The organism is Shewanella sp. SM21 (assembly GCF_025654335.1).
GTDB classification, from domain to species: domain Bacteria; phylum Pseudomonadota; class Gammaproteobacteria; order Enterobacterales; family Shewanellaceae; genus Shewanella; species Shewanella oncorhynchi.
Genome location: NZ_JAKKRL010000003.1, coordinates 256,166 through 282,488, shown reverse-complemented (window position 1 = coordinate 282,488; position 26,323 = coordinate 256,166). Strand labels below are relative to the sequence as shown.

26 protein-coding genes and 1 tRNA gene are annotated in these 26,323 nt (G+C 46.6%); 12 read left to right on the top strand and 15 right to left on the bottom strand.

Annotated features, from left to right (window positions below):
* The first annotated feature begins 132 nt into the window (after window positions 1–132).
* Genes L5L94_RS05445 through L5L94_RS05420 form a run of 6 tightly spaced genes read left to right on the top strand, consistent with a single transcriptional unit; the run spans window position 133 to window position 2,528 of the window.
* Entirely contained in the window at window positions 133–459 is a 327-nt protein-coding gene (locus tag L5L94_RS05445; protein WP_263161728.1) for a hypothetical protein, read from the top strand.
* A gap of 34 nt (window positions 460–493) precedes the next feature.
* Entirely contained in the window at window positions 494–838 is a 345-nt protein-coding gene (locus tag L5L94_RS05440) for a hypothetical protein (protein WP_263161726.1), read from the top strand.
* Window positions 835–1,101 carry an adhesin biosynthesis transcription regulatory family protein gene (locus L5L94_RS05435; RefSeq protein ID WP_263161723.1) on the top strand — a complete coding sequence of 89 codons (267 nt, stop codon included), beginning with the start codon at window positions 835–837 and terminating at the stop codon, window positions 1,099–1,101. The genes L5L94_RS05440 and L5L94_RS05435 overlap by 4 nt, the downstream gene beginning before the upstream one ends.
* 14 nt (window positions 1,102–1,115) lie before the next feature.
* Entirely contained in the window at window positions 1,116–1,280 is a 165-nt protein-coding gene (locus L5L94_RS05430) for a hypothetical protein (protein WP_263161720.1), read from the top strand.
* 10 nt (window positions 1,281–1,290) lie between these two features.
* On the top strand, window positions 1,291–1,500 hold the full coding sequence (locus tag L5L94_RS05425; RefSeq protein ID WP_220054842.1) for a DUF4224 domain-containing protein: 210 nt from the start codon (window positions 1,291–1,293) through the stop codon (window positions 1,498–1,500).
* A gap of 2 nt (window positions 1,501–1,502) precedes the next feature.
* Window positions 1,503–2,528, top strand: a complete 1,026-nt coding sequence (locus tag L5L94_RS05420; protein WP_263161716.1) for a tyrosine-type recombinase/integrase — start codon at window positions 1,503–1,505, stop codon at window positions 2,526–2,528.
* Window positions 2,529–2,617: 89 nt separating this feature from the next.
* On the opposite strand, the gene L5L94_RS05415 is transcribed toward L5L94_RS05420, so the two are convergent.
* Window positions 2,618–2,694: transfer RNA gene (locus L5L94_RS05415), tRNA-Trp, on the bottom strand.
* 381 nt (window positions 2,695–3,075) lie between these two features.
* Between L5L94_RS05415 and L5L94_RS05410 the strand changes: the two genes are divergently transcribed.
* Window positions 3,076–3,414, top strand: coding sequence for a PBPRA1643 family SWIM/SEC-C metal-binding motif protein (locus tag L5L94_RS05410; RefSeq protein WP_263149149.1), 339 nt, complete (start codon window positions 3,076–3,078; stop codon window positions 3,412–3,414).
* 106 nt (window positions 3,415–3,520) lie between these two features.
* Here the strand turns inward: L5L94_RS05410 and L5L94_RS05405 are convergent, their stop codons facing one another.
* From L5L94_RS05405 to L5L94_RS05390, 4 genes are read right to left on the bottom strand one after another with little or no spacing between them, the layout of a single operon-like run.
* Complete coding sequence (locus tag L5L94_RS05405; RefSeq protein WP_263161714.1) at window positions 3,521–4,465, bottom strand: hypothetical protein; 945 nt, start codon at window positions 4,463–4,465, stop codon at window positions 3,521–3,523.
* Window positions 4,466–4,505: 40 nt separating this feature from the next.
* Complete coding sequence (locus L5L94_RS05400) at window positions 4,506–4,664, bottom strand: hypothetical protein (protein ID WP_168822757.1); 159 nt, start codon at window positions 4,662–4,664, stop codon at window positions 4,506–4,508.
* Window positions 4,661–5,593: a 3'-5' exonuclease gene (locus L5L94_RS05395; protein ID WP_263161712.1), complete on the bottom strand. Its 933-nt coding sequence runs from the start codon at window positions 5,591–5,593 to the stop codon at window positions 4,661–4,663. The genes L5L94_RS05400 and L5L94_RS05395 overlap by 4 nt, the downstream gene beginning before the upstream one ends.
* A 35-nt stretch (window positions 5,594–5,628) precedes the next feature.
* Window positions 5,629–6,561 carry a DUF808 domain-containing protein gene (locus L5L94_RS05390; RefSeq protein WP_105251669.1) on the bottom strand — a complete coding sequence of 311 codons (933 nt, stop codon included), beginning with the start codon at window positions 6,559–6,561 and terminating at the stop codon, window positions 5,629–5,631.
* Between the two features lie 251 nt (window positions 6,562–6,812).
* Between L5L94_RS05390 and rpiA the strand changes: the two genes are divergently transcribed.
* Window positions 6,813–7,475, top strand: coding sequence for a ribose-5-phosphate isomerase RpiA (gene rpiA, locus L5L94_RS05385; RefSeq protein WP_263140033.1), 663 nt, complete (start codon window positions 6,813–6,815; stop codon window positions 7,473–7,475).
* Window positions 7,476–7,669: 194 nt separating this feature from the next.
* On the opposite strand, the gene L5L94_RS05380 is transcribed toward rpiA, so the two are convergent.
* Complete coding sequence (locus L5L94_RS05380; protein ID WP_011788387.1) at window positions 7,670–8,860, bottom strand: class I SAM-dependent rRNA methyltransferase; 1,191 nt, start codon at window positions 8,858–8,860, stop codon at window positions 7,670–7,672.
* Window positions 8,861–9,140: 280 nt separating this feature from the next.
* Complete coding sequence (locus tag L5L94_RS05375; RefSeq protein ID WP_263161709.1) at window positions 9,141–10,331, bottom strand: endonuclease/exonuclease/phosphatase family protein; 1,191 nt, start codon at window positions 10,329–10,331, stop codon at window positions 9,141–9,143.
* A 773-nt stretch (window positions 10,332–11,104) separates the two neighbouring features.
* Here L5L94_RS05375 and L5L94_RS05370 point away from each other — a divergent pair.
* The 4 genes from L5L94_RS05370 to L5L94_RS05355 all read left to right on the top strand — a co-directional run bounded on the left by L5L94_RS05370 (window position 11,105) and on the right by L5L94_RS05355 (window position 15,549).
* Window positions 11,105–11,812 carry a hypothetical protein gene (locus L5L94_RS05370; RefSeq protein ID WP_263161706.1) on the top strand — a complete coding sequence of 236 codons (708 nt, stop codon included), beginning with the start codon at window positions 11,105–11,107 and terminating at the stop codon, window positions 11,810–11,812.
* Window positions 11,813–11,831: 19 nt separating this feature from the next.
* Window positions 11,832–13,205: a magnesium transporter gene (gene mgtE, locus L5L94_RS05365; RefSeq protein WP_105251666.1), complete on the top strand. Its 1,374-nt coding sequence runs from the start codon at window positions 11,832–11,834 to the stop codon at window positions 13,203–13,205.
* 319 nt (window positions 13,206–13,524) lie between these two features.
* On the top strand, window positions 13,525–14,559 hold the full coding sequence (locus L5L94_RS05360) for a methyl-accepting chemotaxis protein (RefSeq protein ID WP_263161934.1): 1,035 nt from the start codon (window positions 13,525–13,527) through the stop codon (window positions 14,557–14,559).
* 216 nt (window positions 14,560–14,775) lie between these two features.
* Entirely contained in the window at window positions 14,776–15,549 is a 774-nt protein-coding gene (locus L5L94_RS05355) for a substrate-binding periplasmic protein (RefSeq protein ID WP_263161703.1), read from the top strand.
* A gap of 66 nt (window positions 15,550–15,615) precedes the next feature.
* On the opposite strand, the gene L5L94_RS05350 is transcribed toward L5L94_RS05355, so the two are convergent.
* The 8 genes from L5L94_RS05350 to L5L94_RS05315 form a co-directional block, all read right to left on the bottom strand.
* A complete protein-coding gene (locus tag L5L94_RS05350; RefSeq protein WP_263161702.1) occupies window positions 15,616–16,347 on the bottom strand; it encodes an RluA family pseudouridine synthase in 732 nt (243 codons plus the stop codon).
* 120 nt (window positions 16,348–16,467) lie between these two features.
* Window positions 16,468–19,692, bottom strand: a complete 3,225-nt coding sequence (gene carB / locus L5L94_RS05345; protein ID WP_263161700.1) for a carbamoyl-phosphate synthase large subunit — start codon at window positions 19,690–19,692, stop codon at window positions 16,468–16,470.
* Between the two features lie 27 nt (window positions 19,693–19,719).
* On the bottom strand, window positions 19,720–20,880 hold the full coding sequence (carA, locus tag L5L94_RS05340) for a glutamine-hydrolyzing carbamoyl-phosphate synthase small subunit (protein ID WP_113941188.1): 1,161 nt from the start codon (window positions 20,878–20,880) through the stop codon (window positions 19,720–19,722).
* 168 nt (window positions 20,881–21,048) lie between these two features.
* Window positions 21,049–21,861 carry a 4-hydroxy-tetrahydrodipicolinate reductase gene (gene dapB / locus L5L94_RS05335; protein WP_105251661.1) on the bottom strand — a complete coding sequence of 271 codons (813 nt, stop codon included), beginning with the start codon at window positions 21,859–21,861 and terminating at the stop codon, window positions 21,049–21,051.
* A 71-nt stretch (window positions 21,862–21,932) separates the two neighbouring features.
* Window positions 21,933–22,550: an FKBP-type peptidyl-prolyl cis-trans isomerase gene (locus tag L5L94_RS05330; RefSeq protein WP_006083907.1), complete on the bottom strand. Its 618-nt coding sequence runs from the start codon at window positions 22,548–22,550 to the stop codon at window positions 21,933–21,935.
* 219 nt (window positions 22,551–22,769) lie between these two features.
* Window positions 22,770–23,579, bottom strand: a complete 810-nt coding sequence (locus L5L94_RS05325) for a M48 family metallopeptidase (RefSeq protein ID WP_028759303.1) — start codon at window positions 23,577–23,579, stop codon at window positions 22,770–22,772.
* 149 nt (window positions 23,580–23,728) lie between these two features.
* Window positions 23,729–24,313 carry a GNAT family N-acetyltransferase gene (locus L5L94_RS05320; RefSeq protein WP_263161696.1) on the bottom strand — a complete coding sequence of 195 codons (585 nt, stop codon included), beginning with the start codon at window positions 24,311–24,313 and terminating at the stop codon, window positions 23,729–23,731.
* Between the two features lie 137 nt (window positions 24,314–24,450).
* On the bottom strand, window positions 24,451–25,782 hold the full coding sequence (locus L5L94_RS05315; RefSeq protein WP_263161693.1) for a DEAD/DEAH box helicase: 1,332 nt from the start codon (window positions 25,780–25,782) through the stop codon (window positions 24,451–24,453).
* Between the last annotated feature and the right edge of the window lie 541 nt (window positions 25,783–26,323).

Sequence of the window (26,323 nt, the reverse complement as noted above, 5' to 3'; positions counted from 1 at the left end):
TGAATGCGGGTTTTTTTATACCTAAATATCCGAAACAACCATAAAAAACACATTTAAATAGATTTAATGTGTTTACAAATAACACCTTTAATGTTTATTATTCACCCATCACCTACACTGAGGGATGGAAAAATGATACTCACCCATACACCAAGCACCACCAAACAACGCCAGGAACATCGTCTACTGGTCTCAATCCGCTTTGCCGTCGTCTTACACGCTATACGCCATCCAAACAGCAACCCGATGGAGAGCGAACGCGTGCAACAGCGTCTGCAAGATCTAGAACAACATTTGTTTTTTAACAATGCGACTCAGCTATTCCACCAACAGTTTGTTGGTCGTAGCGGCGAACTTGGCCATGAGTATTCGCTATATGTTGATCCCCGTTCAGGTAAAGCATCAGTTACTAAAGTCTCATCTGAAAACATAAGCCACTTAGCCTTAACGAGAGCCTAAATGGCGGCATCTGGGCCGGAGCAGGAGACACAATATGTTTTATGTATACGGAATTTCCTTGGGTGTAGCCAAAAAACTTGCGCGGAAAAAATGCAGTACAAGTGTTGGTTATGGTGCTAATCGCCGAGACCTATCACCTACCGAGTACGAACAAAAACTTGAAGAATTGACGTTAGCGAACTTTGAAAAAATGAAACCACAAAAACTCAGTCATTCACTTTCAACGCCAACGCTATGCCAACAATACATTGAGCTTGCGAAAACACAGGAACCCCATAAAGAGCTGCATATTCGTTATAGAAAACCAACAGGGAAAGTACACCCAAAGACTAAAAGGCCAATGTTTTCTTGGGAAGTTTATAACGGAGAACAGCTATGAATTACCTAATCCAAGGTGGTGAATCGTCTAAGCGCCTCAAGCTATTGGTTTCACTCACCCGTATCGACTCGAAGGGAATTTGTGAAGCATTAGAAGATTATTACGTATTCGGATTTCAAGACTCTGTGGCGATCGCTAGGAATAGCATCGACGCTGGTAACTTCTCCCGAGCCCGTAAACGCCTCGAAAGTGTGGCCGCTACAGTTGAGCGGATAAAAGAAATCGACTGGATTAATAAAGATTTGTCAGTTAACCGACAATAAAGGAGAACAACACTATGCAATTACCAGAACAAGCAAATAACCAGGACATCATCATAGGCTCAGGTTGGATCGTCGCCGTAAAAGATGGCTGGGCCTTACCCGGAGGTGGATTTACCACTAATCGTGCCGTAGCAATTCGCGCCGCCAAAGGTATTCACAGAGCATCCGTTAAGAGATAAAGGACTCATCATGCAACAAATCCTAACAGAGCAAGACCTTGAGGAACTGTCAGGCCATAAGCGTGCTTCAGGACAAATTGAATGGCTTGGGCAAATGGGGATTAACTTCTTTATTCGAAAGGACGGCAAACCCAGTGTCACTTGGCACTTTGTCAATAATCCCTATGGCATGAAAGCGAAAGCTGCTGCCAATGATGAACCTGATTTTGGTGCAATGTAATAATGCGTAAACGCAAAGCAGAAGATGCCTGGATGCCACCTAGGGTATACCGCAATAAGGTACGTGGTCAGTATGTAAGTTACATCTACAAGCAAGCTGGCAGCACTAAAACGATCACCCTATGTAGTATCAATTCGAGCCGTGCCGAAGTGTGGGTAGCCTATGAGTCCGCAATTGGTGAGCTCAATGCCGTCTACACCATGCGCAGTTTGATCAATGAATACCTAACAAGCACTCACTTTATTGAGTTAGCTCCCCGCACTCAAAAAGATCGAGAACAAGAGCTTGAACGCTTCGGTAAGGTATTTGGCAAAATGCGTCCCGACGCCATTGAGCCGCACCATATCCGTACTTATATGGATAAGCGCGGAGTAAGCAGCAAAACACAGGCAAACCATGAGTTAGCCTCTGCCAGTGTAGTATTTGCTTGGGGATATGAGCGCGGCCGCTGCAAAAACAATCCAGCAAAAGGGATTAAAAAGTTTAAGTTAAAAGCGAGGGAGCGTTATATCACCGATGTGGAATATCAAGCTATTTGTGACTGCGCAGAGCTGCGCCTACGACTGGCAATAGAGATAAGTTATTTATGTGCTGCTCGTCAGGGAGATGTGATCGACCTGAAATGGTCACAAGTAACAGAGGAAGGATTATTTATTCAGCAAGGTAAAACCGGCAAGCGCCAAATCAAAGGCTGGTCAAATAGGTTAAGAAACATCATCGATGAAGCCAAAAGTTTACAGTCTTGTGTTGCCAGCATTTATGTCATCAATAAAGACAGGGGCGGAAAGCTATCATCGGAAGGTATTCGCTCTTCATGGCGCCGGGCGATTAATAAAATGAAGGAGCAATACCCACATCTAGCAACAGACTTCACCTTTCATGATCTTAAAGCCAAGGGCATTAGTGACTTTGAAGGAACTTTGGCAGAGAAACAACAATTCAGTGGTCATAAGACGTTAGCGCAAGTAAACACTTACGACAGAAGAGTGCCAGTGGTACCCACTTTAGGCGGTAATAAAGGTGAATAGAGATGCGATGAACTGCATATCTTTTTTCAACACTTATTCCAACAAAAAGAAAACGGCTCGCATATTTCTATGCAAGCCGTTGTTTTATTTGGCAGGGGTGGCAGGACTCGAACCCGCAACCATCGGTTTTGGAGACCGCTGTTCTACCAATTGGAACTACACCCCTGTTGACGTGGGGCATTATGCTAAAAGCACTTCCAAAGGTAAAGTACTTTTTATGGCAAAACTCATTAACTGAAGGTTTTTCAAACAAGTTAGGCTATTGCTGTTGATTTAACTGCCACTGAGATTAAAAAGCCATCGCATATTAGCTTAATGACGTAGTAGATACTTAGTTTAGAGCCCATAGGTTAATAGTAACTCGACTAAATGATCCCACAACAAATCAGTTTGATGACGTCGAATAAGTGTGCCGTTTCGGCCATTTTGAGGTTCTTAAGGGTTAAAGACGCGCATTTATCGAAAAAAGATCTGAGTTCGATTTATAAAATCGGCGTTTTATAGTATAAGCATCGTCAATTTCATACACAGCTCGACGGAACCACTCATGTCTGACAAATTTTTCTTCAAGGGTCGTAAAACCCCTAAGCCGAAGCACGAAAGCTATGGCTACAACACTAAGCGTGCCGCTAAACCGGGTACAGAAGCATTACCATTACAATTAATTGTTGCCGACGAAGCGCGTAAACTCGAAGTTGCCGCGATAGTTGCCGAACACCAACTGCTCGCCAATATCGAAGTCAATGCCGACGTCGCTGAAGATATTGTTGAATTAGAAGGTTTATTAAATAAGCCTAAGACCACGACTTTCGAGAAAAAACCGAATCGTAACGAGCCTTGCGTTTGTGGTAGCGGTCAAAAATTCAAGAAGTGCTGCGGCAAGTAAGCGCTTTCATCAGCGTGATATAGATAGGGACTTTTGCTGTAACGCTTTTGTGCGTCGGGAATCGCCCCTTTTCTCCCCTCTTTTTAATTTCTCTCCCCAAAGCCAATTAATCTTCCAACTTTGAGATAAAAATCCGCTGCAAATCGTTATTCCATAGCTGAATAATTTTGCGGGTCTTTTCTTTATTCCAAAAACATTTACCAAATAAAATCAAACCCGCACCTTCAAAGCAGCGTTTATCTTCTATTTCAAATTGCGCTAATAATGGTTGCTTTATCCCATCGATAGGAATGCCGATATCTTTGCTGTCGGCAGGATTAAGCCAACTCATCGTCGGGTCAGTGTGGGATATCGTGCCCCAATACATGTGGGGTTTATTGTCGCTTGGGTCCGCATCGGCAAAATTGACAAACAGGTTCTTCGCCCGCCAACGGTATTTTCGCTCAGCGTCTGTGTATACCCGGAGATCCGATTTCGCCAAATCTGTACCGCGCAATAAACTGTGGAGTAATTTTTCGAGCCCTTGGCTGGGCACTCGTTTTTCAGTGGTATGTCCAGCTGTGTTAACTTGGTAGCCTGTTTTCGACTCTTGTATCCGATCATCCACTGACGATGCAACAGACGCTTTCGATGACTCAGGCATAGAGGACAATTTAGGCGTTGGCTCAGTCTTGCCGCTTAATGCCTGTGTTGTCGAAACTTTGTTTGCAGGCGTATGGCGACGAGGTTTACGGCTAAAATCGATCATTAACGCATCGGCATCCACCAGCTGTTGCTGCACTTCGAGGGCATCTTGTTCTTCACGGGATTTTTGTGCCGAAGGTTTAAATTCAATGCAATCAGCTTGGTGATATCGCGAGCCAAAACAAGCGGCTTTACCGTCTTTTGAGGCTTTACGGAAATATGCTTTACCACCGCAGGCGGGGCAAATTAACCATTGCCGCAAACGCTCGATATCCTCATCGGGTAATTGTTGAAACTTAAAAACACTATAAGTCGTTCTCGCAATTAAATGATCCTCTGTTTCGAGTTCACAAATAGCATCTAACATAGTGTTCTCCTTTATTTTCGACTGCTGGCAATACCGCTATTTATGCCCAAGCATTAATCCCAAAAGTGATAACACTTAACAGAAGTAAGATGCCAAGTACGCGGTAAATCAAACCTAAAGTACTGGTGCCTTGTGAGCTCGCATCCGAATGTAATGACATGATTTTAACTTTTGCGGCATCTTGGGTTTTGTGTTTCATTCTGCATCCTTAAAATATTTCGCCAATGGCATTATCAAACTTGAAGGAATTAATAATGCGGCTTTTGCGGCACTCGATGCATGATAAAAGGGTGTCAGTTGAGTGATTAACGCGTTGAAGCATTTGAGTGCGGCCAAGGCATCGGCGGCGGCATAATGAATTTGCGCACTGGATAAAGGCACGAGCTGCCAATTCGATAAGGTGACTTTTTTAGGTTTGTCGATACGAACACCCAAAAGCGCCGCAACTAACTGGCGCGTCCCCATTTCCTTCTCCGCTCCAAGTTGAGCCAGTGCCCAATTTAAATCTAATGTTGATGCGACATTAATGCCCCATTGTCGCCTGAGAGCGTGTGCATCACTGCGTAAACCAACCCCGACTTTGAGTATGGTTTCATCTTCTAATAAGGCTTTTAACTGGGTGAATTGCTCACCCAAAATGGCATGCTGAAATAAATAACAGGTATCCACTGTCGCGATTTGAATAAGACTCAAGGGATGTTGCACGCCGCGCTCAAAGCTTGCACGGGTTTCAGTATCAAAACCTAAGACTTGCTCAACCTGTAATCGCGCGACAACCGCATCGAACTCCGACGGCTCAACTACCTCGATGCGGACATGTTGAAATTCAAAAGCTGCTAACGCTGCAAGTTCAATATCATCAATACGTGTAGTCAAAGCGATACGTTGCTGCAGCCACAAATATGCCCACTGACGCTGCGCTTGAAGTTGAGTTTTAGCTTTAATCGCATTTTCAGCCTTGGCCGATACCTGCTCACTTTTCTGCAGCTCGGTCAAGGCATTGAGGTTATCAAGATAAGCCGTGCCAGCAGCATCCATTGCCGCTATTAATCCATCGGCATCTTTGCCAAACTCTTTACGTAACCAAGCCAACTTACTCGGGGAGACACAGTACTTCATTAACTTCATCGTGCTCATCCTTGATGGTTGATGCGCGCAGCTAGTTAACTACGCAATTTCTGTATTCCTGTCATCGCAATAAGTGCAACAGCGCCAGCAACGACACCAAATAAGCCATTAAGAATACTTGGCGTCAGCACAGCAAACACAGGCCCAACAACACCAATGGCAGCAACCGCTTGTTCAGCATGGTGGATTTGCTCGCCGACTAGGTGTAGGCCATGAGTTAAAATCCCACCGCCCACCATAAACATGGCTGCCGTGCCAATAATCGTTAAACTTTTCATTAATACGGGAGCTGCGCTCAATAAACCAAAACCTAATTTACGGTTCATTTGAGTTAATACAGAGGCACCTTCACGTTGACTCAAGTACAAACCCGCATCATCCATTTTCACAATCGCCGCCACTAAGCCATACACGCCTATGGTCATGACGATCCCAATGACAGCTAACGTAAAAAACTGTGTCGATAGGGATTTGTCCGCCACGATACCAAGGGTTATTGCAATAATTTCCGCCGATAACACAAAGTCGGTACGAATCGCCCCTTTGACTTTTTCGGCCTCGTAGGCGGCGAAATCTTTAATCTCAGGTAACTCATTCTCTACTTGGGTTTCGTGTTGTTGCTGGCCTTTTCTATGGCTATAACTGTGATGCAGTTTTTCAAACCCTTCGTAACATAAAAACAGTCCACCAAACATTAATAAAGGGGTGACAGCCCAGGGAATAAAAGCACTGATAAGCATTGCTGCTGGTACTAAAATCAACTTATTACGGAATGATCCCTTAGCCACCGCCCACACGACGGGTAATTCACGATCGGCGCTTACGCCCGTCACTTGCTGGGCATTGAGGGCTAAATCATCCCCCAGTACACCCGCGGTTTTCTTTGCCGCCACTTTACTCATTACCGCTACGTCATCCAAAATTGATGCGATATCGTCAAGTAAGGTTAATAAACTCGCGCCTGCCATGCTAAATCCCTCTACAAATCATCTATAAACCATTCTGCTTTTGCCATAGTAGCTTAGTTAGATTAGTTGCGTATAGCGAAATGCTTTCCAACTTAACTGCTTAAGTTACTTACGTTATTGGGACTGCTTGCTAATGTGAAAATGCCTGCAATCTAGATCACACCCACGGTGGAATTGCGCCACATTATTTATCGGAAAAGAGTATACTAAGCCCAGAATTTTTTACTCATTTGCCGTTACAGGATGTCAACATGACTCAAGATGAAATGAAAAAAGCTGCCGGTTGGGCCGCACTTAAGTACGTTGAAAAAGACAGCATTGTTGGTGTTGGTACGGGTTCGACTGTGAATCACTTTATCGATGCACTGGCGACCATGAAAGCCGATATCGAAGGCGCAGTCTCTAGCTCTGAGGCATCAACTCAGAAAATGAAAGCGCTGGGTATTCCCGTTTATGACTTAAACAGCGTCGATCGTTTATCTGTCTATGTGGACGGTGCCGATGAAATCAACGACCGCATGGATATGATTAAAGGTGGCGGCGCGGCATTAACTCGCGAGAAAATTGTCGCGGCTGTGGCTGAGAAGTTTATCTGTATCGTGGATAACACTAAGCAAGTCAACATACTAGGCGAATTTCCACTACCCGTAGAAGTCATTCCGATGGCACGCTCTTATGTGGCGCGTCAACTCGTTAAACTTGGCGGCGATCCTGTGTACCGTGAAGGCGTTGTGACCGATAACGGCAACGTGATCCTCGATGTGTATAATCTTAAGATCCTTAATCCAAAAGAATTAGAAAGTCAGATCAATGAGATAGTCGGTGTAGTGACTAACGGTCTGTTTGCCAAACGCGGTGCGGATGTGTTACTCGTTGGCACCCCTGATGGCGTAAAAACCTTTACCGCCAAATAAGTTCTGCGTTTAAAGAATCCATCGCAGTCACAAGGCTGCTGATTGTAAAAATACGCTGTAAAAATGCCAGCCACTTTTTCAAAGGGCTGGCATTTTTTATGGTTCTTTTTATGGTTCTTTTTATAGCTCTTTTTTATAGTTCAATGTTATCTGACTCAGCTGCCCATCGCAGACAGCTTATATCAAACGCTGGCTTACCAAGCTCTGGCAACTAGACCTTTTAAGTAGAATCCTTCTGGGAAGGCGCTACCGATAGGGTGATCGCTCGCTTGGCTTAAGCGTTCAATAAACTGGATTTCACGTTTCGCATCGAGCGCGGCATCGGCCACGATTTTTTGGAACAGATCCGCAGGCATTAATCCTGAGCAAGAGAAGGTCAATAACACGCCGCCCGGATTCAACAACTGCAATGCAATCATATTGATGTCTTTATAACCACGGCAAGCCCCGTTTAACTGTGCCTTGTTATCGGCAAACTTAGGCGGGTCGAGCACAATCACATCAAAGGTTTTGCCTTCATCACGATATTGGCGCAACAACTTGAACACATCGGCTTCGTTGTAATGCACATTGTCATCACTCAAACCGTTCACTTGCATATTGAGGCGCGCTGTCGCCAAGGCTAGAGAAGACACATCGACGTTTTCAATACTGGCAGCGCCTGCTTTCGCAGCGTACAGACCAAAAGTCCCCGTGTAGCAAAAACAGTTCAATACCGATTTATCTTTGACAAAACGGGCGGCAATGGCGCGGTTATCACGCTGATCGAGATAGAAACCTGTCTTATGGCCTTTAATCACATCGACGGCGATCTTGATGCCGTTTTCTTCGATAATCACCGGCATTTCAGGCAGAGTGCCGTGCAGTAAACCGGTAACAGGCAGCAGGCCTTCTTTCTTACGGGAATCCACATCGGAACGCTCATAAATAGCGCAATCAGGATATTGCTCAGCCAATAGCTCGACTAAGGTATCGCGCCATAAATCAGCACCTGTGCTCAGTAACTGGCACACCAACACATTGGCATATCTGTCGATGGTGATCCCAGGTAAACCATCGGACTCAGCAGCCACTAAACGGTAACCCGTTAAGCCTTGCTCGCGGATTAAATCGTTACGGCCGATTTGCGCCCGCTGTAAACGTCTGGCAAAAAACGCGCGATCAATTTCCTCTTCGCGATCGAAAGTCCAAATCCGCACTTGAATTTGCGACTCAGGCGACCAAGCACCACGACCTAACCAATGACCATCATGCGCGACCACATCGACTGTCTCACCCGCTTCAGGTTTTCCCTTAATGTTATGAATAGCATTGGAAAATACCCAAGGATGGCGACGCTCGAGTGACTTCTCGCGGCCGGGTTTAAGTTTGATTCTGATAGCCATAGTTGCCTTTAAAAATAGGGCCGCCACTAAAAAAGGGCTGCTGTCTAAAAATGGGAAACGGATGATATACCCAATGCCACCTAAGTGCGAGTACCGAACACGCCGAAGCGCTTATTTACCATCATCCACGGGTGGCCGATCATACCTTATTTTAACGGTTAATTCTGAATGATATTCATGCGAAATGATGTAGGGATGGTTAATGAAACAACGCTAACAAAACCGTAAAGACAACTGACATGATTTGAAATAAGACGAATTAATCAGTAAACACGAGAACTTAGCTACGTAGCGCTAACTCAACAATGACGGGCGCATGGTCAGTACTGTAGGCGTCGCGTTCATATTCAGGTCTGACTAAGTGTCTATCGCAGGTCTGATAATCTACGACTTGCGCTAAACTGCGGCCATGGCTCGCATCAAACTCACTCGAAAGCAAAATATAATCCAGCACTGAACCTTTAGGGCCATAGTAATGGGTCGCCGCTCTGTGTTCCCTATGGTAAGCGGTATTGCCAGTCAAACTGTCCCTCAAGTTCGCTTCAATAAATAACTCATAGGCATCCTTAAGTTGATACTGAGCAAACACCGCCGCTAACGCCGCATCAGATAAATGCCCAAGGCCAGCGGCTTTAATGTCATTACTGTGAATGCTCTCACCCTGTATCGTTAACGCATCTAAGGCGCCCATTGTCAGACTGTCATTAAAGTCCCCCATCACGATAACGGGATGTTTAGACTCTTGCCTGCGTACCAATATGCCATTGAATAATAACGCAGCTTCCGCGCCGCGCTGCATGGTGGATGCCCAGCGGCCTAAGGCTTGCTCTGTGAGTAGTTGGGTTTCTGAATGCAGTTTCATGCTCGCTGCGGGAGCCAAGTTATCTAACCCAAGTGGCTGATGTTCGAGAGGTTGATGTTCAAATAGCTTAGGTTCAAGTGCTAATCCGGCGCGTTTTGACTTAAAGTGCACCACATAATAGTCACACTTGCCGATGTGTGGCACTTCAACGGTTGCGCGCAGCACCTTACGGCTAAAGGCAAATTCACTCGATAATCCCATGGCAGCCACTAAACGCGCATCAGGTTCGACACTGCTAATTTCCACTATGGGATAACGGGAGGCAAGCGCGACCACAGGGCTACGATAAATGTAATCACTGATAAGAGTTGGCTCATCAACGACCGCAAAATACCCTAGACCTTGCTCGCTGGCGATTCGTTTGAGCGGTTCAGGGCTAAACACTTCTTGAAATCCCACAATATCGAGCTGGCGATGTACGAGAAACTCACTCAACCACTGACACTTTTTCTGCCATTGCCCATGGCTATAGATATTTTCAAAATCATAGTAAGCCAAAGGCGGCTCAATAAAGTTAAACAGATTGATACTGGCGATCTTGATATTCGCGGTGCACTTATGATCGATAGGTGCAGCCATTGATTCCAACTCATCGATATTGTGTGCCACAGCTTAATCCCCCCAAATCTGAATACAGCAAACTCTCTTAATCTGACTTAATCTGACTTAATCTGAGTGAGCACAATGACTCACCGCAGGCACGACAAGGGTATACCCGAAGTGCACTAATACCAAATCCCCATTATGGATAAAGTGTTAACTCATCTCTGGCGACTCAAACACAGCTTACTGAGATAAGTCATACCGTTAAAAACCACAATTCAATATCACAGTTAAATCCGACAACAAAAATCAACCGCTACCAGCCAAAAAACAAACAATTACACAACAATGATTGGTGCACAAAACCATCAGCACTCCCAACAAAATCACGCAAGCCCAAGAATGATCATAAAATTAACTTTTCCTCAAAGTGTAAATTCAAACAAAAACATATGTAACAACATGTGCGGTTGACTTTACATTTCAGTCCCTTAGAATGTGGCGACTTTAATCATTGCGGAGACCCACTGTGGGCACACACATAAGCGACAGTAGATGCCCTGTCCAAAAGACAGGATTTAACGCCTAGCACTAGCCCGCAATATTTGCTGCTACCTGCTAAGCAGGGTAGTAGTGTGAACCATTCTTCACTCAGCCTCCCCCAAAATATCAATCACAGACAATAAGCCTGAGCCTATGGCTGCGCTTTAGCAATTCCAGCATTTTGCTGGGATTCAGTTATGTGTATTTATTGCATCTCAAAGCAAGTTTTTTGCCTCAGTGGACTTCGTTTTCCCTATGGATTTACACCTATGGGTTTACATCTGAGGAGCCTAAATATGGCTTACATAAACAACACATCAATTTTGCGATCTTTATCCTGTGCAAGTATCAGCTTGTACTACAGCATGAGTGCGGCGGCATCCCATCTCGAAGTAGATGATCCGGCCCTCGCGGAGCGCTGTGAATTAGAAATGGGCTGGCAACAACCTAGGTCGGATCATGCTCGCCCACAATTAAACGCGGCCACGACTTGCAGCCGCAATCAATGGGAATGGCATTTAGGATTAGCGTCCAATGCCAATGACGATATTCGTGAGGAGCAAGCAGAGGTCGGCATTAAGCTACCACTCAACGTAAACTCCCACTCAGATCCAGAGCAGCAACAGGATGATTGGCACAGCGCACTGGTGATTAACTTGCAGAAAAACCTCGATGCCAGTAACGAATTAGCCACCGAAGTCTTCGGCATTTTTGGCAAAACCTTAGGCGATTCTGATGTCAGTCTCTATGCCAATGTAGGTTTTACCCATGAGTTTAATCAATCAACCCAATTGCTTGTGGGTATCGCGGCGGCGTATGAACTCAGTAGTCACCATCGCGTGATAGCCGAGATTTATCAAAAAGAATTGAGCGAGACTACCTATCAGTTCGCTTATCAACACTCGCCGCAACAACAGCTACAGCTGGAATTGAGCTTAGGCAATGCCCTTCGTGGCAACGCGCTGCAACTTGGCGCAGACATCACCTTTTACTTTGGTCACTAGATCGTTGAGAGAATGAACTATGAACATGAATAACAGCACAAACAACACTAAAAAAATCATCCATAACCTGCAAATGATTATCGAGCAACGCAGTGCCAGCGCCATGGCTGAATTAGCCGAAAAACGCCACCCTGCCGATATTGCAGCCGTATTTAACGTCTTTAATCAAGCTCAACAAGTCCTATTATTGCAACTGGCCTCACCTAAGGTTTGCGCCAATTTGTTTCGCTATCTGACCGATGAATTGCAAGCCAGCTTAGTACAGCAATTAGATAAAACCACGCTATCTGCGCTACTGGTTCACATGGCAGCAGATGAACGTGCCGACCTCTATAATCTGCTCGATGAAACCCAGCAAGCGGCAATTTTACCTGCGCTAGCATTGGCCAAACGGGAAGATATGCGCACCCTCGCCGCCTATGATAAAGCTAAAGTCGGCGCGGTCATGACTTCGGATTACACCTTGCTCAATAGCCGCCATACTGCGGCAGAAGCCATCGATACTCTGCGTACTGAAGCGGCTGATAAAGAAACGATTTATCAAACCTATGTGGTGGATATGTTAGGCCGCTTAATAGGAACTGTATCTTTAAGGCAGTTATTGCTGGCGCAACCGCACGAGCGAGTGGTCGACTTTATGAAACCCGACCCCGTCGCGCTCGATGCCAATGCCTTTCGCGAAGAAGCGGTGCAGATGATCGCCCATTACGACTTAATGGCGCTGCCAGTAGTCAATGGCAAAGGCCAGCTCGTCGGTATCGTCACCTATGATGATGCTATGGATATCGCCAGCTCACAGGCGGATCTTGAGTTCACAAAAACTGCGGCCATCGGCAATATTGACCATAACCTTAAGACCGCCAGCATAGGCTTACTCTACCGCAAGCGCGTGGTTTGGCTGGTGATTTTGGTCTTTGGTAATATCTTCTCAGGGGCCGGTATCGCCTTCTTCGAAGACACGATTGCCAGTTATGTCTCTTTAGTCTTCTTCCTACCTCTGCTGATCGATAGCGGCGGTAATGCGGGATCACAATCGGCGACCTTAATGGTACGTGGCTTAGCCACAGGGGAAGTGGTTCTCAAGGATTGGTTATCTATGCTAGGGCGCGAGTTATTTGTCGCCGGATTATTAGGAGCCAGCATGGCGGCGGCAGTGTCCTTGCTCGGATTTTGGCGCGGCGGACCTGAAATCGCGCTGGTTGTGGCACTCACAATGCAAATTGTGGTGATTATTGGCAGCTTGATTGGTATGTCTCTGCCTTTCTTACTGAGCAAGTTAAAGATGGACCCTGCAGCCGCTAGTGCGCCACTCATCACCTCCATCGCCGATATCATAGGTGTACTCGTGTATTTCAGCATAGCCACAGTGGTGCTCGACTTACCTATGCCATAGGCCATAGGCCTAAGACCTCAAAGTGAACCAAGCTAAGTTAACCTTAGCGTGGTTCACTTATCATTCGATAGTACTAACCCATTTATGACAAGGCATAAAAGCTTCAATAACCTTAAAAAAATTAAGAATAAAGCTTAAAGATCAGTTAATATTTCCATACCTGAATCGTTTTACTTTTTATTAACATTGCAGTATTTACCGCAGAGCCCAGTCACAGTAAGTCGATAAGCAATAGTGATAGTCCTAGCGACTTGAGAGGTTTTATATGTGGTTTAATTCCCAGCTCAAAGCTGAAAACCAAGCGCTTAAAGAGTGACTCATCCAACTAGAACGCCAACACCAAAATGAAATAGATGAACTGCGTGGCATGATCCGTGAAAATGAGACTATGCAGCAACAGTCGCGCCAAAATGCAGACCACTACACTGAAGTGATCGCCTGCCAAAACCTAGGCGGAGATATGCTTAATGCCGTGCGCGAAGGCTTAGCCAGCAGTGCCGAATTACTCTCTGCGGAAAAAGAATCACTGTCTGAACTCAATCAAGTTTTTGATCAAACCCGTGTGGCCATTGCCAATTTAGGCACTAGAGCAACTTATATTAATGATCAAGCATCGAACAGCATGAAAGCTGTCACAGAACTCGATGCTACGACCTCTTCAATCAATCAATTTGTCGCGGCAATTCAAGGAATTTCAGAACAAACAAACTTGCTGGCATTGAATGCCGCCATTGAAGCCGCCCGTGCAGGCGAAGCGGGACGAGGGTTTGCCGTGGTGGCCGATGAAGTGCGCCAACTTGCAAGCAAAGCCCATGAAGCCAGTAGCCATATTGAAAAGCTCGTGAAACAAATCGTCGCGCAAGCGGCTGAGATTAAAGAAATTGTTCATAATAATCAAAGTAGTGCCGTTGATGTAGCCACCTCCTCAACCCAAATTGGTCAAGTCGTTGAAGATGTCCTGCAACGCTCAAAACAAATGCAGCACGTTATCCATAACGCAGCCACAGCGTCATTCTTGAATACCACTAAGCTCGACCACGCAGTCTGGAAAAGTAGCGTTTATCAATTAATTGAAAAACCACAGCATAACCACAATGTGAACTCACACACTGAGTGCCGCCTAGGGCAATGGTATTTCAAAGGATTTGGTGCCGAGAATTATCAGCATTTAAGTAATTTCAAAGCATTAGATGCACCACATAAAGCGGTACACGAGGCAGGAAAAGCGGCGCTCAATGCGAGACAAAAAGGTAATTTGCCTGAGATGGTCAAACAACTGCACTCAATGGAAGACGCCAGTATGCGTGTTGTACATTGCATTGATAACCTTATGCGAGATGTATATCGAGCGTGATATATAGGCACAGAAAGATAAGCTATCACCCATAAATAAGCCTACCTAAGAGCGCCATACTCGCGCTCTTTTTTTATCGTTCAAAACGGTATAGTAAATTTAATCTTAGAAAATGAACCCCTAGCTATACTTGATTTAAGCACAGCCTTCATCTTTAATCGTTTCAAGAGCAAGCAGTGAGACTCAATTATAACATTCTAATTTTTAGGGTTATTAATGAAATTAGTCACAAGTTTATTGTTATCACTCACCCTTAGCAGCGCAGTTTCTCTTCGCGCGCAGCCGCTCAACATCTATACCGAAGAATGGTCACCAATCAGCTTTTCTGTCGATGGCAAACCCGATGGTCTAGCTGTACAGATAGTACAAGAAATTCAAAAGCGCATAAACAACCCAGATCCAATCAAGGTCGTACCTTGGGCTCGCGGCTGGAAAATGCTGACCGAGCAACCTAATACTGTGTTGTTTACTATGACGCGCACAGCAGAAAGGGAGCAAATGTTTACTATGATTGGGCCTGTTGCTGTCGGCACGACTAATTTTTATGCCTTAAAAAATAGCGGTATAAAAATAACCACTATAAATGATGCAAAGACGGCTAAGGCAATTGGTGTCTATCGTGCCTCGGTGGAAGAACGCCTATTGCTCGAACTGGGATTTACGAATGTTGCGGCCTCATCCGAGCCCTTATTGAGTGCCAAACAATTGATGAAGCAACGTGTCGATCTTTGGTGTAATGCCAATCTCACCGCGCCGAGTATTCTGTCGGATGCAGGCGCGAGCATTGATGATGTAGAGTCGCTCTTCACGATTAGTGCTAATCATCTTTACATTGCCTTCTCACAAGGCACGCCCAATGATGTGATCGAACAGTGGAAAAACAGCCTAGAAGCGATAAAAGCAGATGGCACCTTCGCAACGATTTACCGTACTTGGCTCCCCAACGATGCGCCGCCCATGCAAACCGAACGTATCGGGTTTAGCAACTAAACCCATTGCTCTAAATTCTAAGTGCTGAATGCTGAGAGCTAAACTCTATTGCTCTTTTAAAAGCGCTTAAAAAGGACACTCACAAACCCAGTCGATACGCTCACCCGTGATAGGATGATTAAACGCTAAGCGGGTCGCATGCAGCATTAATCTGCTGCTCGTCGTATTAGTGATATCAGCTTCATCTGCATCAGCCTTATCAGTCACGCCCTCACCCACGCCGCCGTAGAGATCGCACCCTAAAATTGAGTGACCCAATTGCTGACTGTGGATCCGCAGCTGATGAGTGCGACCAGAAACCGGAGTAAATTCGACCCGCGTGGCGAAAGGTTCGGTTAATCGTTCCAGCACCTGATATTCACTGATCGCAACTTTGCCTGTGCTATGGCAAATCTTCTGCAGTGGGAAATGGTCGCTATCTTTAGCGATCGGCAGATTAATCACCCCGCTGTCAGCGGCTAAATGCCCGTGGAGCAAGGCGGTATAACGCTTTTCAACCGTGCGCGCCTGAAACTGCTTTGTCAGCAAACCATTCACGCTTTTATTCAGCGCCACCAGCATGATGCCCGAAGTACCAAAATCGAGTCTGTGTAGTAGAGTGGCCGTCGGAAAATCCTGCACTAAACGATAATGCACTGAGTCGAGATTCAGCGGATTCTTCCCCGATAAACTCAATAATCCGCTCGGCTTATCAATCAGCAGAATATCGCTATCTTGATAGAGCACACGTATTTGCCCGAGGCAAGGCGGCGCAATAAAAGTATTGACTTTGGCAAGGCTATTGGCTGGCGCAGGCATAGTTTTCTCAGGCAATCTAAGTAGAAGATAAAATGAACGAAGCGCTCAAAATTGACGAAATAATAAGGCCGCATAACCTAAATTATGCGGCCCTCTAATTAACAACATTAACGCTATAGCTTATTTAGCCAGTACGCGCAGATGCAGTTCTTGTACTGACGTCACGTTAGTACGGTCATCGGCGGCATGGGCCATACAAGTGGCGAATGCAGCATTCATGGTCGTCGTGTAGTTAACTTTGTAACGCAGTGCACCGCGGCGCAATTGACGAGAATCTTCAATCGCTTGGCGACCTTCGGTAGTGTTCACGATATAAGTGTATTCACCATTCTTGATGCGATCGAGAATGTGTGGACGACCTTCATGTACCTTGTTCACTAAACGTGGGTTAATGCCCGCTTCACCCAGAATAATGGCTGTACCATGGGTCGCATCGATTTGGTAACCCAGCTCAATTAACTTAGCCGCTAAATCGGCAACGCGTTTCTTATCGCTGTTTCGCACAGACAATAATGCACGGCCCGACTTAGGCACCTCTGCTGTGGCACCTAACTGCGCCTTAGCATAAGCTTCGGCGAAGGTATCACCCACGCCCATCACTTCACCGGTAGAGCGCATTTCTGGGCCTAACAGTGGATCAACACCTGGGAACTTGTTAAAGGGCAACACCACTTCTTTCACTGAATAGAAAGGTGGGATCACTTCTTTAGTGAAGTTTTGCGACTTCAAGCTTTGCCCTGCCATCACTCGCGCCGCGATCTTAGCTAAAGGCACGCCCGTTGCTTTCGACACGAATGGCACAGTACGGGCTGCGCGTGGGTTAACTTCAATCATATAGATTTCGTTATCTTTCACGGCAAACTGTACGTTCATTAGGCCAACGACACCAAGTTCCATTGCTAACTTGCCGACTTGCACGCGCATGCGATCTTGGATTTCTTGGCTTAGCGTGTATGGCGGCAGCGAACAACCTGAGTCACCTGAGTGAACACCCGCTTGTTCGATATGCTCCATAATCGCGCCAATTACCACGATTTCACCGTCACATACTGCGTCGATATCCACTTCAATCGCATCATCTAAGAAGCGATCGAGCAGTACTGGTGACGCATTCGATACGCTCACGGCTTCGTTGAAGTAACGTAGCAAATCTTGCTTGTCGTAAACGATTTCCATCGCGCGGCCGCCCAGTACATAGGATGGACGCACAACTAACGGATAACCGATACGCTCAGCGGCAATCACAGCACCTTCAACCGTAGTCACGGTATCATTTTCAGGCTGCTTCATCTCTAAGCGTTGAATCGCTTGCTGGAAACGCTCACGGTCTTCGGCGCGGTCGATGGCATCTGGGCTAGTACCAATTACAGGTACGCCAGCAGCTTCTAAGGCACGGGCCAATTTCAATGGCGTTTGACCACCGTACTGCACGATAACGCCCTTTGGCTTCTCGATACGGACGATTTCTAATACGTCTTCCAGTGTGACGGGTTCGAAGTACAAACGGTCTGAAGTGTCGTAGTCGGTTGAAACGGTTTCAGGGTTACAGTTCACCATGATGGTTTCATAACCGTCTTCACGTAGCGCTAACGCCGCGTGCACACAGCAATAATCGAACTCAATACCTTGACCGATACGGTTTGGCCCGCCACCTAACACCATGATTTTGTCACGGGTCGATGGGTTAGCTTCACATTCTTCTTCATACGTTGAGTACATGTAAGCTGTGTCTGTCGCAAACTCTGCCGCACAGGTATCCACACGCTTATAGACTGGGTGCAAGTCAAACTTATCACGCAGCTTACGCACTTCGGCTTCGTTCACGCCTAATACATCGGCCAGACGCGCATCGGCAAAACCTTTACGTTTCAGCTTACGCAGTAAGTCGATATCCAGACCCGCCAGACCCGCTTCAGCGACAACACCTTCGAGCTGAACCAGCTCTTCGATTTGCACGAGGAACCAAGGGTCGATATTGGTCAGTTTAAAGATTTCATCTAAGCTCAGCCCCGCACGCATCGCATCGGCTATGTACCAAATACGGTCGCAACCAGGCTCTTTCAGCTCGTGGCGAATACGCGACATCGCCTCAGGTTTAGACATGTCTGTGACAGGATCTAGACCGTTACGGCTAACCTCTAAACCACGTAATGCTTTTTGCAGTGACTCTTGGAAAGTACGGCCAATCGCCATCACTTCACCCACAGACTTCATCTGTGTGGTTAAGCGGTCATTCGCGCCGGCAAACTTTTCAAAGTTAAAGCGTGGCACTTTAGTCACAACGTAATCGATAGCAGGCTCGAATGACGCTGGCGTGCGACCGCCAGTGATGTCGTTCATCAGCTCATCAAGAGTGAAACCAACTGCTAACTTAGCAGCGATTTTCGCAATCGGGAAACCCGTTGCTTTTGATGCTAATGCTGAAGAGCGCGATACACGTGGGTTCATCTCGATGATAACCATACGGCCATCTTTCGGGTTGATACCAAACTGTACGTTCGAACCGCCGGTCTCAACACCAATCTCACGCAGTACGGCCATAGAGGCGTTACGCATGATTTGGTATTCTTTATCAGTCAGGGTTTGCGCGGGTGCAACTGTAATAGAGTCGCCCGTGTGCACGCCCATAGGATCGAAGTTTTCGATGGCGCAGACGATAATGCAGTTATCGTTGCGATCGCGGACCACTTCCATCTCGTATTCTTTCCAACCGATCAGTGATTCGTCGATCAGCAGTTCACTCGTTGGCGATAACTCTAAGCCCTGTGAACAGATCTCTTCGAACTCTTCCCTGTTGTAAGCGATACCGCCACCCGAGCCACCCATAGTAAAGGATGGGCGGATAATACAAGGGAAACCCACTTGATCAAGTACGCCATAAGCTTCGTCCATATTGTGGGCAATGCCCGCGCGTGGACAATCAAGACCAATACTTTTCATCGCTTTATCAAAGCGGCTACGGTCTTCAGCTTTATCGATAGCATCGGCAGTCGCGCCAATCATCTCGACGTTAAATTCTTTCAGTACACCTTTGGCTTCAAGTTCTAATGCGCAGTTCAGTGCGGTTTGGCCGCCCATGGTTGGCAGAATCGCATCTGGGCGTTCTTTAGCAATAATGTTACGGACCACTTCCCAGTGAATCGGCTCGATATAAGTGGCATCGGCCATTTCTGGATCAGTCATAATGGTGGCAGGGTTAGAGTTCACCAGAATGACACGGTAGCCTTCTTCACGCAGCGCTTTACACGCTTGTGCGCCAGAATAGTCAAATTCACATGCCTGACCAATCACGATTGGGCCGGCGCCTAGGATAAGAATACTCTTTATATCTGTACGTTTTGGCATTGCTTCTCTCTTCTCCTAGCTAGCGTACTACTTGGCGTTCTGACGGTATATGTCGATTAGCTCGATAAAGTGATCGAACAGCGGGGCGGCATCGTTCGGGCCAGGGCTCGCTTCAGGGTGACCTTGGAAGCTGAACGCGGGCTTGTCCGTGAGATGGATACCTTGGAGTGAACCATCAAACAGCGACTTATGCGTCACCTTAATGTTGGCGGGTAAGGTCGTTTCATCGGCAGCAAAACCGTGGTTTTGGCTGGTGATCATCACGTTACCTTTCTCGATATTGCTCACTGGGTGGTTTGCACCGTGGTGACCAAACTTCATCTTCAAGGTTTTTGCACCTGAGGCCAGCGCGAGTAGCTGATGACCTAAACAGATACCGAAAATCGGCGTGTCGGTTTTCAGAATTTGTTGAATCGCTTCAATCGCGTAATCGCATGGCTCTGGATCGCCAGGGCCGTTCGAAAGGAATACACCATCGGGATTCATCGCTAACACTTCGGCAGCTGAAGTTTTAGCAGGCACTACGGTGACGTCACAACCGCGGTCCACTAACATGCGCAGAATGTTTTGCTTAACGCCGTAGTCGTAGGCTACTACTTTGTATTTAAGCTCATTTGCTGGCGTATCTTCTGGTAAGCCGCCCACTAAACGCCAGCTACCTTTACGCCATGGATAGGCAGTTTTGGTCGTGACTTCTTTAGCCAGATCCATGCCTTTTAAACCGGGGAAAGCTTTGGCAGCGGCGAGCGCTTTTGCTTCGTCTAAGTCTGCACCTGCCATAATACAACCGGCTTGAGCACCTTTTTCACGGAGAATACGAGTTAACTTGCGAGTATCAATATCAGCTATGCCAACGACATTGTTCGCTTTGAGATAATCACTTAAGCTTTGTTGATTACGGAAACTACTTGCGATGAGCGGAAGATCACGAATGATAAGACCACAAGCGTGAACCCCATCGGATTCAATATCTTCATCATTGGTACCAGTGTTGCCTATGTGTGGGTAGGTTAATGTTACAATCTGGCGTGAGTAGGATGGATCAGTTAAAATTTCTTGGTATCCTGTCATGGAAGTGTTAAAAACAACTTCACCAACAGAGAGACCATCGGCACCAATTGCTGTGCCAGAGAATACAGTTCCATCTTCGAGTACGAGTAAGGCAGACTTTGTCAACGCGACCTCCATAAAGAGCCAAGCCACTGAAATATAATGTTTTTATGTTATGTTAAGATACCAATTTCCGCTAATTTACGAAATTTTGACAAATTCCAGCGAGTTTACAGTAAAAACGCGAAACCGTCCACCCACTGGTAACTGGGTGCAAAAAAAAACGCCATATCGGCGTTTTTAATATTAATGCAAACCTAAAACCTGCTGCATATCATACAAGCCCGGCTTTTGCTCCACGAGCCAGTGAGCGGCACGCATAGCACCATTAGCAAAGGTCATACGACTCGAAGCTTTATGGGTGATCTCTAAACGCTCACCGATATCGGCAAACATGGCCGTATGTTCACCAACTAAATCACCAGCACGAATAGTCGCAAAACCGATAGTTTCACGGTCACGTTCACCCGTGATCCCTTCGCGGCCATATACGGCACATTTTTCAAGATCGCGACCTAAAGTCTTAGCAATCACTTCACCCATTTTCAGGGCTGTGCCCGACGGCGCATCTTTTTTGTGTCTGTGGTGGCCTTCGATAATTTCGATATCCGTGTAATCACCCATGACTTCGGCAGCCAGTTCGAGTAATTTCCACATCAAATTGACACCCACAGACATATTCGGCGCCATCACGACCGGCGTTTGCTCGGCAAAGGCATTGATCTGTTCTTTTTGAGCATGATTGAAACCCGTTGTGCCAATCACCATGGCTTTCTTATGGCGAACGCACCAATCTAAATGGACAATACTGGCGTCTGGCGCGGTGAAATCGATCAACACATCAAAATCATCGGTCGCATAATCGAGCGAATCCATGATCATGACGTTTAATTTACCCACACCAGCTAACTCACCCGCATCCACACCCACTAAACTTGAGCCTGCACGCTCAATGGCAGCACCCAGTAAAATATGGTCGTGATTGTAGGCCGCTTCAATAAGAGTGCGTCCCATACGACCACCGGCACCGACGATTGCCACTCTCACTTGTCCACTCATTTCAATCTCCTCAATCTTTCTTTGTATTCCATAAGAAAACGCCTAAGACAGGCTTAGGCGTTTTTTCAATATTAGATGATATCTAATAATTCAACTTCGAATACCAAAGTTGAATAAGGAGGAATCGATGCCCCCGCGCCGCGCTCACCGTAAGCTAAGTGATGTGGCACAAATAATTTCAACTTAGTGCCTACTGGCATCAGTTGCAGTGCTTCAGTCCAGCCAGCGATAACGCCAGAAACTGGAAACTCAGCAGGTTGGCCACGAACTACAGAGCTGTCGAACACATCACCATTGATGAAAGAACCATGGTAGTGAGTACGAACAGTATCTTCGTAAGTTGGAGTAGCACCGTCACCTTGGACTAATACTTCGAACTGCAGACCAGAGTCAGTCACAGTCACGCCATCACGCTTAGCATTTTCAGCTAAGAAGGCATCGCCTTCAGCAGACGCAGCAGCAGCAGCTTGCTCTTGAGCAGCTTGAATACGACCGCTAATTTCAGTGAAAGCAACTTGCAGATCTTGCATAGACACAGCACTTTCTAAACCGGCAAACGCATCGGCTAAACCCGCTTGAACGGCTGGAATATCCACGCCATCAAAAGAATTGGCGGCCAGTTGCTCACCCATTTGACGGCCTACACCGTAGCTTGCTTGCTGTTCAACAGTACTGAATTTATCAGACATAATTAACGACTCTCAATTATCAGTGGAATTTTGCGCGCCAGTTTACCATAGTTCAGCGAGCTATGCTGATAAACTGACTGCTTATTTAACTAAGGAGGCTTTTTTACACACTTATTGCGTATTTATCCAAAAGCATAAATAGGTTAAGGACACGTATCTCTGCGCAAACGACAGCGAACACTCACCAAACGGGCACTTAGATCTTAAATAGATTTCAGCTTATTTCGGCGCCACACATTGATTCTTCACCTGCGCTTTAGCACTGGCATAAAGTGGCTGCATCTGTGCTTGCAATTGTTGTAGCTGAGCAATGCGATTACTGTTCGATGGATGGGTCGATAATAACTCCGGCCCTTGGCTACCGCCCACCTTCGACATATTCTGCCATAACTCAACACTCTGAGCCGGATTGAAACCCGCTCGAGCCATTAACTCTACGCCCATGATATCGGCTTCGCTCTCTTGGGCACGGCCAAAGGGAAGAATGACCCCTACCTGAGCACCGAGTCCCAATGCCGACATATATAAGTCGCGATTCGACACACCACTCGCCCCTAGCGCTGCATCGGCAATCTGCATTCCAACGCCCGTTAACTGTCCACGGGAAACCTGCTCGTTACCATGTTGCGCCAACACATGCGCGACTTCGTGACCGAGCACAGTAGCAAGCTGATCAGGTCCCTTAGCGACCTTAAGCAATCCGGTATAAACCCCAATATGCCCACCCGGCAGAGCAAAAGCATTAACTTGTTCAGAGTCAAACAAAACCACATCCCAGCGCTGGGTTTGGTCCGGCAGCACTGCGGTAATACGATTAGCGACACAATTGACGTATTGCGTCAGCTTTTTATCACTACTCACTTTTTGCTGTTTTTTCATTTCCTCGAAGGAGGAATCGCCCATCTGCTGCATTTGCGCCGCTGAATACAACAAGGTCTGCCCTCGCCCCGTTGGCGATTGCGTGGTCGCACAGGCCGATAATCCGAGCGCAACCGCCATTCCCACTAAGCCTAAACGCATTGATTTCATGTGGCACTCCTTAAATCCCATGACGGGCGTGAAGATCTTTGAGCCAACAGGGGCTCAACTAATGGAAAGATTTTACTGAGATAGACAAGATAAGCCAAATAGAGAAACACTGGCGGCGCGCGTTAGCGATACTTTGCACCTAAAGGGAATTAATACTCCTCCTTTAACAAGGCATAGAGGAACTCATCGCCCCACGCGCCTTTAAAGAAGATGTTTTTCACATAATGGGCTTCACGCCTAAAGCGGAGTTTTTCGAGTAAGCGACAGCAGGCAAGATTTTGTGCATCGGTGATAGCAATGACTCTATGCTGATGCAACTCAATAAAGAGGTAATCCAGCAATGCGCTGACGGCCTCAAAAGCAATGTGTTTACCTTGATGTTCAGGCGCAATCGTAAAGCCAATTTCCACCTGCTGCTCATCAATAAAGTGCAGCGCCAGATCGCCAACTAATTGGGTTGGTGTAGTTCCCGACGCGCCACTGACAATCGCAAGCTGAAACCAAGTATCAACCGCACCAAATTGTGCATAATCCATCTTCTCGAACAACGCGAGTGCATCGCTATAGCAGTAATCCGTCCAGCTTTGATATTTAGCGACCTTAGTGTCGGCTCGATAGGCGGTAAAAGCCTCAAGATCCGCTCGCTGGAATGGCCTAAGAACAAAGTGCTCAGTCGTTAAACCGTTATTCACCACTTTATGAAGTGCTTTGCTTAACGCCAATGTCGATCCCATGACTTAGCTCCTTAATGTAAATAAGTCACTAAGTTACACCCAGAGCGAAAGTGATAACAGCGGCCAATGCGCTTTATTCTGTTATCAGTTTAGTGATTGAGGCACGCCAAGCTTGAACGCTATGAATAGCTTCAAACTCAGCGCTTACCTTTAAACTCTTTGGCGCTGTGCTTATTGATGCTACGGCGATTCGCCTGTTTATCCCGTGGTGGTCGCTTACGCTCAACTTGGATCTCAGTGGCGCCATCAGTGATTTTTTCACTCGGCTTATCCGTTACCGGAAAGTCAGCCAATAATGCCAGCGGTAACTCCCGCGCAGTTAAACTGCGGATCGCCGTTAAAGTTGCCATTTCACCGTGGCACACGAGGGAAATCGCCAGCCCTTTTTCGCCAGCGCGCGCGGTGCGGCCAATACGGTGCACGTACACAGGCGCACTCATGGGCAAATCCAAATTGATGACGACAGGCAAGGCATCAACATGAATACCGCGCGCCATCAAATCTGTCGCCACTAATACTTGGATCCGATTGGCTTTAAAGTCGGCCAAGGTTTGGCTGCGAACGGTTTGCTCTTTTTCACCGTGCAGCGCAGCGACTTTCATCCCCGCTTTGGCGAGTCGTTTAGCGACGGCATCGGCATCATCGCGGGCGCTGATAAACACCAGCACCTGCGGCCATTGATATTGTTTTAATAGCGCAATCAATGCCTGTGCTTTACTGCCCTTGTTGACTAAATAAAGCTGTTCTTCGATTTCACCAGCTACAGAATTCACTTTGTGGGCTTCGACCCGTAGCGGCTCATTCACCAGCAGCTTTTCGGTTAATGTATCCAACGCCTCGGGCAAGGTGGCAGAAAATAACAAGATTTGCTTAAGCTTAGGCATAAACGCCATCAGCTTTTGCACATCGGGCCAAAACCCCATTTCCAACAGGCGGTCAGCTTCATCCAGCACAAGATGTTTTATCGAATCGAGGCTGATGTGGGACTGTTTGCATAAATCCAGTAAACGCCCAGGGGTTGCCACTAATACCCGCGGCTTGGCTGCAAGTTCGGCTAATTGGTCTTCCAGTGCGACCCCACCGCACAGAAGCTGAATGATCAACGAAGCCGATAACTGACTTGCCACCGCTTGCAACGCTTCAGTCACTTGCAGCGCTAATTCCCGTGTAGGCACCAGCACTAACGCCAGTGCATTTGGAGGCGGCACAGACTTAGCACCCTGTAACTGTGTTTGCTGTTGCAACAAAATTTGTTGTAGAAGTGGCAAACCAAAAGCTAAGGTTTTCCCGCTACCGGTTTGTGCTAAGGCTAACAAATCCCGTCCTGCAAGAATGGCCGGAATCGCCAATTGCTGCACCTTTGTCGGATGTTTAAGACTTGCAGGCAAGGCCTTAATTAACGCCGAATTTAAGCCAAGCTCAGCAAAAGTTAACAACTCAGGGGAAGAAGAAAGCTCGGGAAAGGTCATCACAGCACCGGATCAAAACATGGGAGCGAAAGTTTACTGAGAGTTGCCTTTGAATACCAATGTTGTTTCGGCTTTTACGCAAGCCTTGGCACAGTTTGCAACGCTACTCATTACAACGGTACGGTTTGCAACGATACAGTTACGGCATTTGCGTTACGCTGCTAAGAAAGTCTAAATTTTAAACTTCGTTTGAATTTCTAAACCAAAGGTCAAATCAATAGCCGACCTAAAGAGAATCAACTGCAATCTCCTCTTGGATCTCCCCTGCCGACAAGGTTCATGTCTAACGGCCAGTTCGCAGGAATAGGTGAATTACTGTCGCTTCGGTGTTCATGGTGTATCTTAAAAGAGACTCTAGCCGCATCTTTCTTATGTGCGCAAAGTTAACGCAGGTGATGGGATGGTAGATTTTAATCCCACAGCTTTCGTGAGCGCTTATGGTAGAATCACGCCCAATCAGCTTTATGAATGTGCAACACAACTCATTTGTTTAACTGAACGTAGTGGAACACTACCGTGATTAACTAAATGAGGAGAACAG

Excerpts from the sequence above, each read along its gene's own strand:
- carB (WP_263161700.1), bottom strand. The coding sequence starts at position 19,692 with ATGCCAAAACGTACAGATATAAAGAGTATTCTTATCCTAGGCGCCGGC.
- L5L94_RS05355 (WP_263161703.1), top strand. The coding sequence starts at position 14,776 with ATGAAATTAGTCACAAGTTTATTGTTATCACTCACCCTTAGCAGCGCA.
- L5L94_RS05400 (WP_168822757.1), bottom strand. The coding sequence starts at position 4,664 with ATGAAACACAAAACCCAAGATGCCGCAAAAGTTAAAATCATGTCATTA.
- L5L94_RS05410 (WP_263149149.1), top strand. The coding sequence starts at position 3,076 with ATGTCTGACAAATTTTTCTTCAAGGGTCGTAAAACCCCTAAGCCGAAG.
- L5L94_RS05440 (WP_263161726.1), top strand. The coding sequence starts at position 494 with ATGTTTTATGTATACGGAATTTCCTTGGGTGTAGCCAAAAAACTTGCG.
- carA (WP_113941188.1), bottom strand. The coding sequence starts at position 20,880 with ATGGAGGTCGCGTTGACAAAGTCTGCCTTACTCGTACTCGAAGATGGA.
- L5L94_RS05395 (WP_263161712.1), bottom strand. The coding sequence starts at position 5,593 with ATGAAGTTAATGAAGTACTGTGTCTCCCCGAGTAAGTTGGCTTGGTTA.
- mgtE (WP_105251666.1), top strand. The coding sequence starts at position 11,832 with ATGAACATGAATAACAGCACAAACAACACTAAAAAAATCATCCATAAC.
- L5L94_RS05325 (WP_028759303.1), bottom strand. The coding sequence starts at position 23,579 with ATGAAATCAATGCGTTTAGGCTTAGTGGGAATGGCGGTTGCGCTCGGA.
- L5L94_RS05315 (WP_263161693.1), bottom strand. The coding sequence starts at position 25,782 with ATGACCTTTCCCGAGCTTTCTTCTTCCCCTGAGTTGTTAACTTTTGCT.
- L5L94_RS05405 (WP_263161714.1), bottom strand. The coding sequence starts at position 4,465 with ATGTTAGATGCTATTTGTGAACTCGAAACAGAGGATCATTTAATTGCG.
- L5L94_RS05430 (WP_263161720.1), top strand. The coding sequence starts at position 1,116 with ATGCAATTACCAGAACAAGCAAATAACCAGGACATCATCATAGGCTCA.
- L5L94_RS05380 (WP_011788387.1), bottom strand. The coding sequence starts at position 8,860 with ATGGCTATCAGAATCAAACTTAAACCCGGCCGCGAGAAGTCACTCGAG.
- L5L94_RS05330 (WP_006083907.1), bottom strand. The coding sequence starts at position 22,550 with ATGTCTGATAAATTCAGTACTGTTGAACAGCAAGCAAGCTACGGTGTA.
- L5L94_RS05370 (WP_263161706.1), top strand. The coding sequence starts at position 11,105 with ATGGCTTACATAAACAACACATCAATTTTGCGATCTTTATCCTGTGCA.
- L5L94_RS05425 (WP_220054842.1), top strand. The coding sequence starts at position 1,291 with ATGCAACAAATCCTAACAGAGCAAGACCTTGAGGAACTGTCAGGCCAT.
- L5L94_RS05390 (WP_105251669.1), bottom strand. The coding sequence starts at position 6,561 with ATGGCAGGCGCGAGTTTATTAACCTTACTTGACGATATCGCATCAATT.
- rpiA (WP_263140033.1), top strand. The coding sequence starts at position 6,813 with ATGACTCAAGATGAAATGAAAAAAGCTGCCGGTTGGGCCGCACTTAAG.
- dapB (WP_105251661.1), bottom strand. The coding sequence starts at position 21,861 with ATGAGTGGACAAGTGAGAGTGGCAATCGTCGGTGCCGGTGGTCGTATG.
- L5L94_RS05445 (WP_263161728.1), top strand. The coding sequence starts at position 133 with ATGATACTCACCCATACACCAAGCACCACCAAACAACGCCAGGAACAT.
- L5L94_RS05350 (WP_263161702.1), bottom strand. The coding sequence starts at position 16,347 with ATGCCTGCGCCAGCCAATAGCCTTGCCAAAGTCAATACTTTTATTGCG.
- L5L94_RS05420 (WP_263161716.1), top strand. The coding sequence starts at position 1,503 with ATGCGTAAACGCAAAGCAGAAGATGCCTGGATGCCACCTAGGGTATAC.
- L5L94_RS05320 (WP_263161696.1), bottom strand. The coding sequence starts at position 24,313 with ATGGGATCGACATTGGCGTTAAGCAAAGCACTTCATAAAGTGGTGAAT.
- L5L94_RS05435 (WP_263161723.1), top strand. The coding sequence starts at position 835 with ATGAATTACCTAATCCAAGGTGGTGAATCGTCTAAGCGCCTCAAGCTA.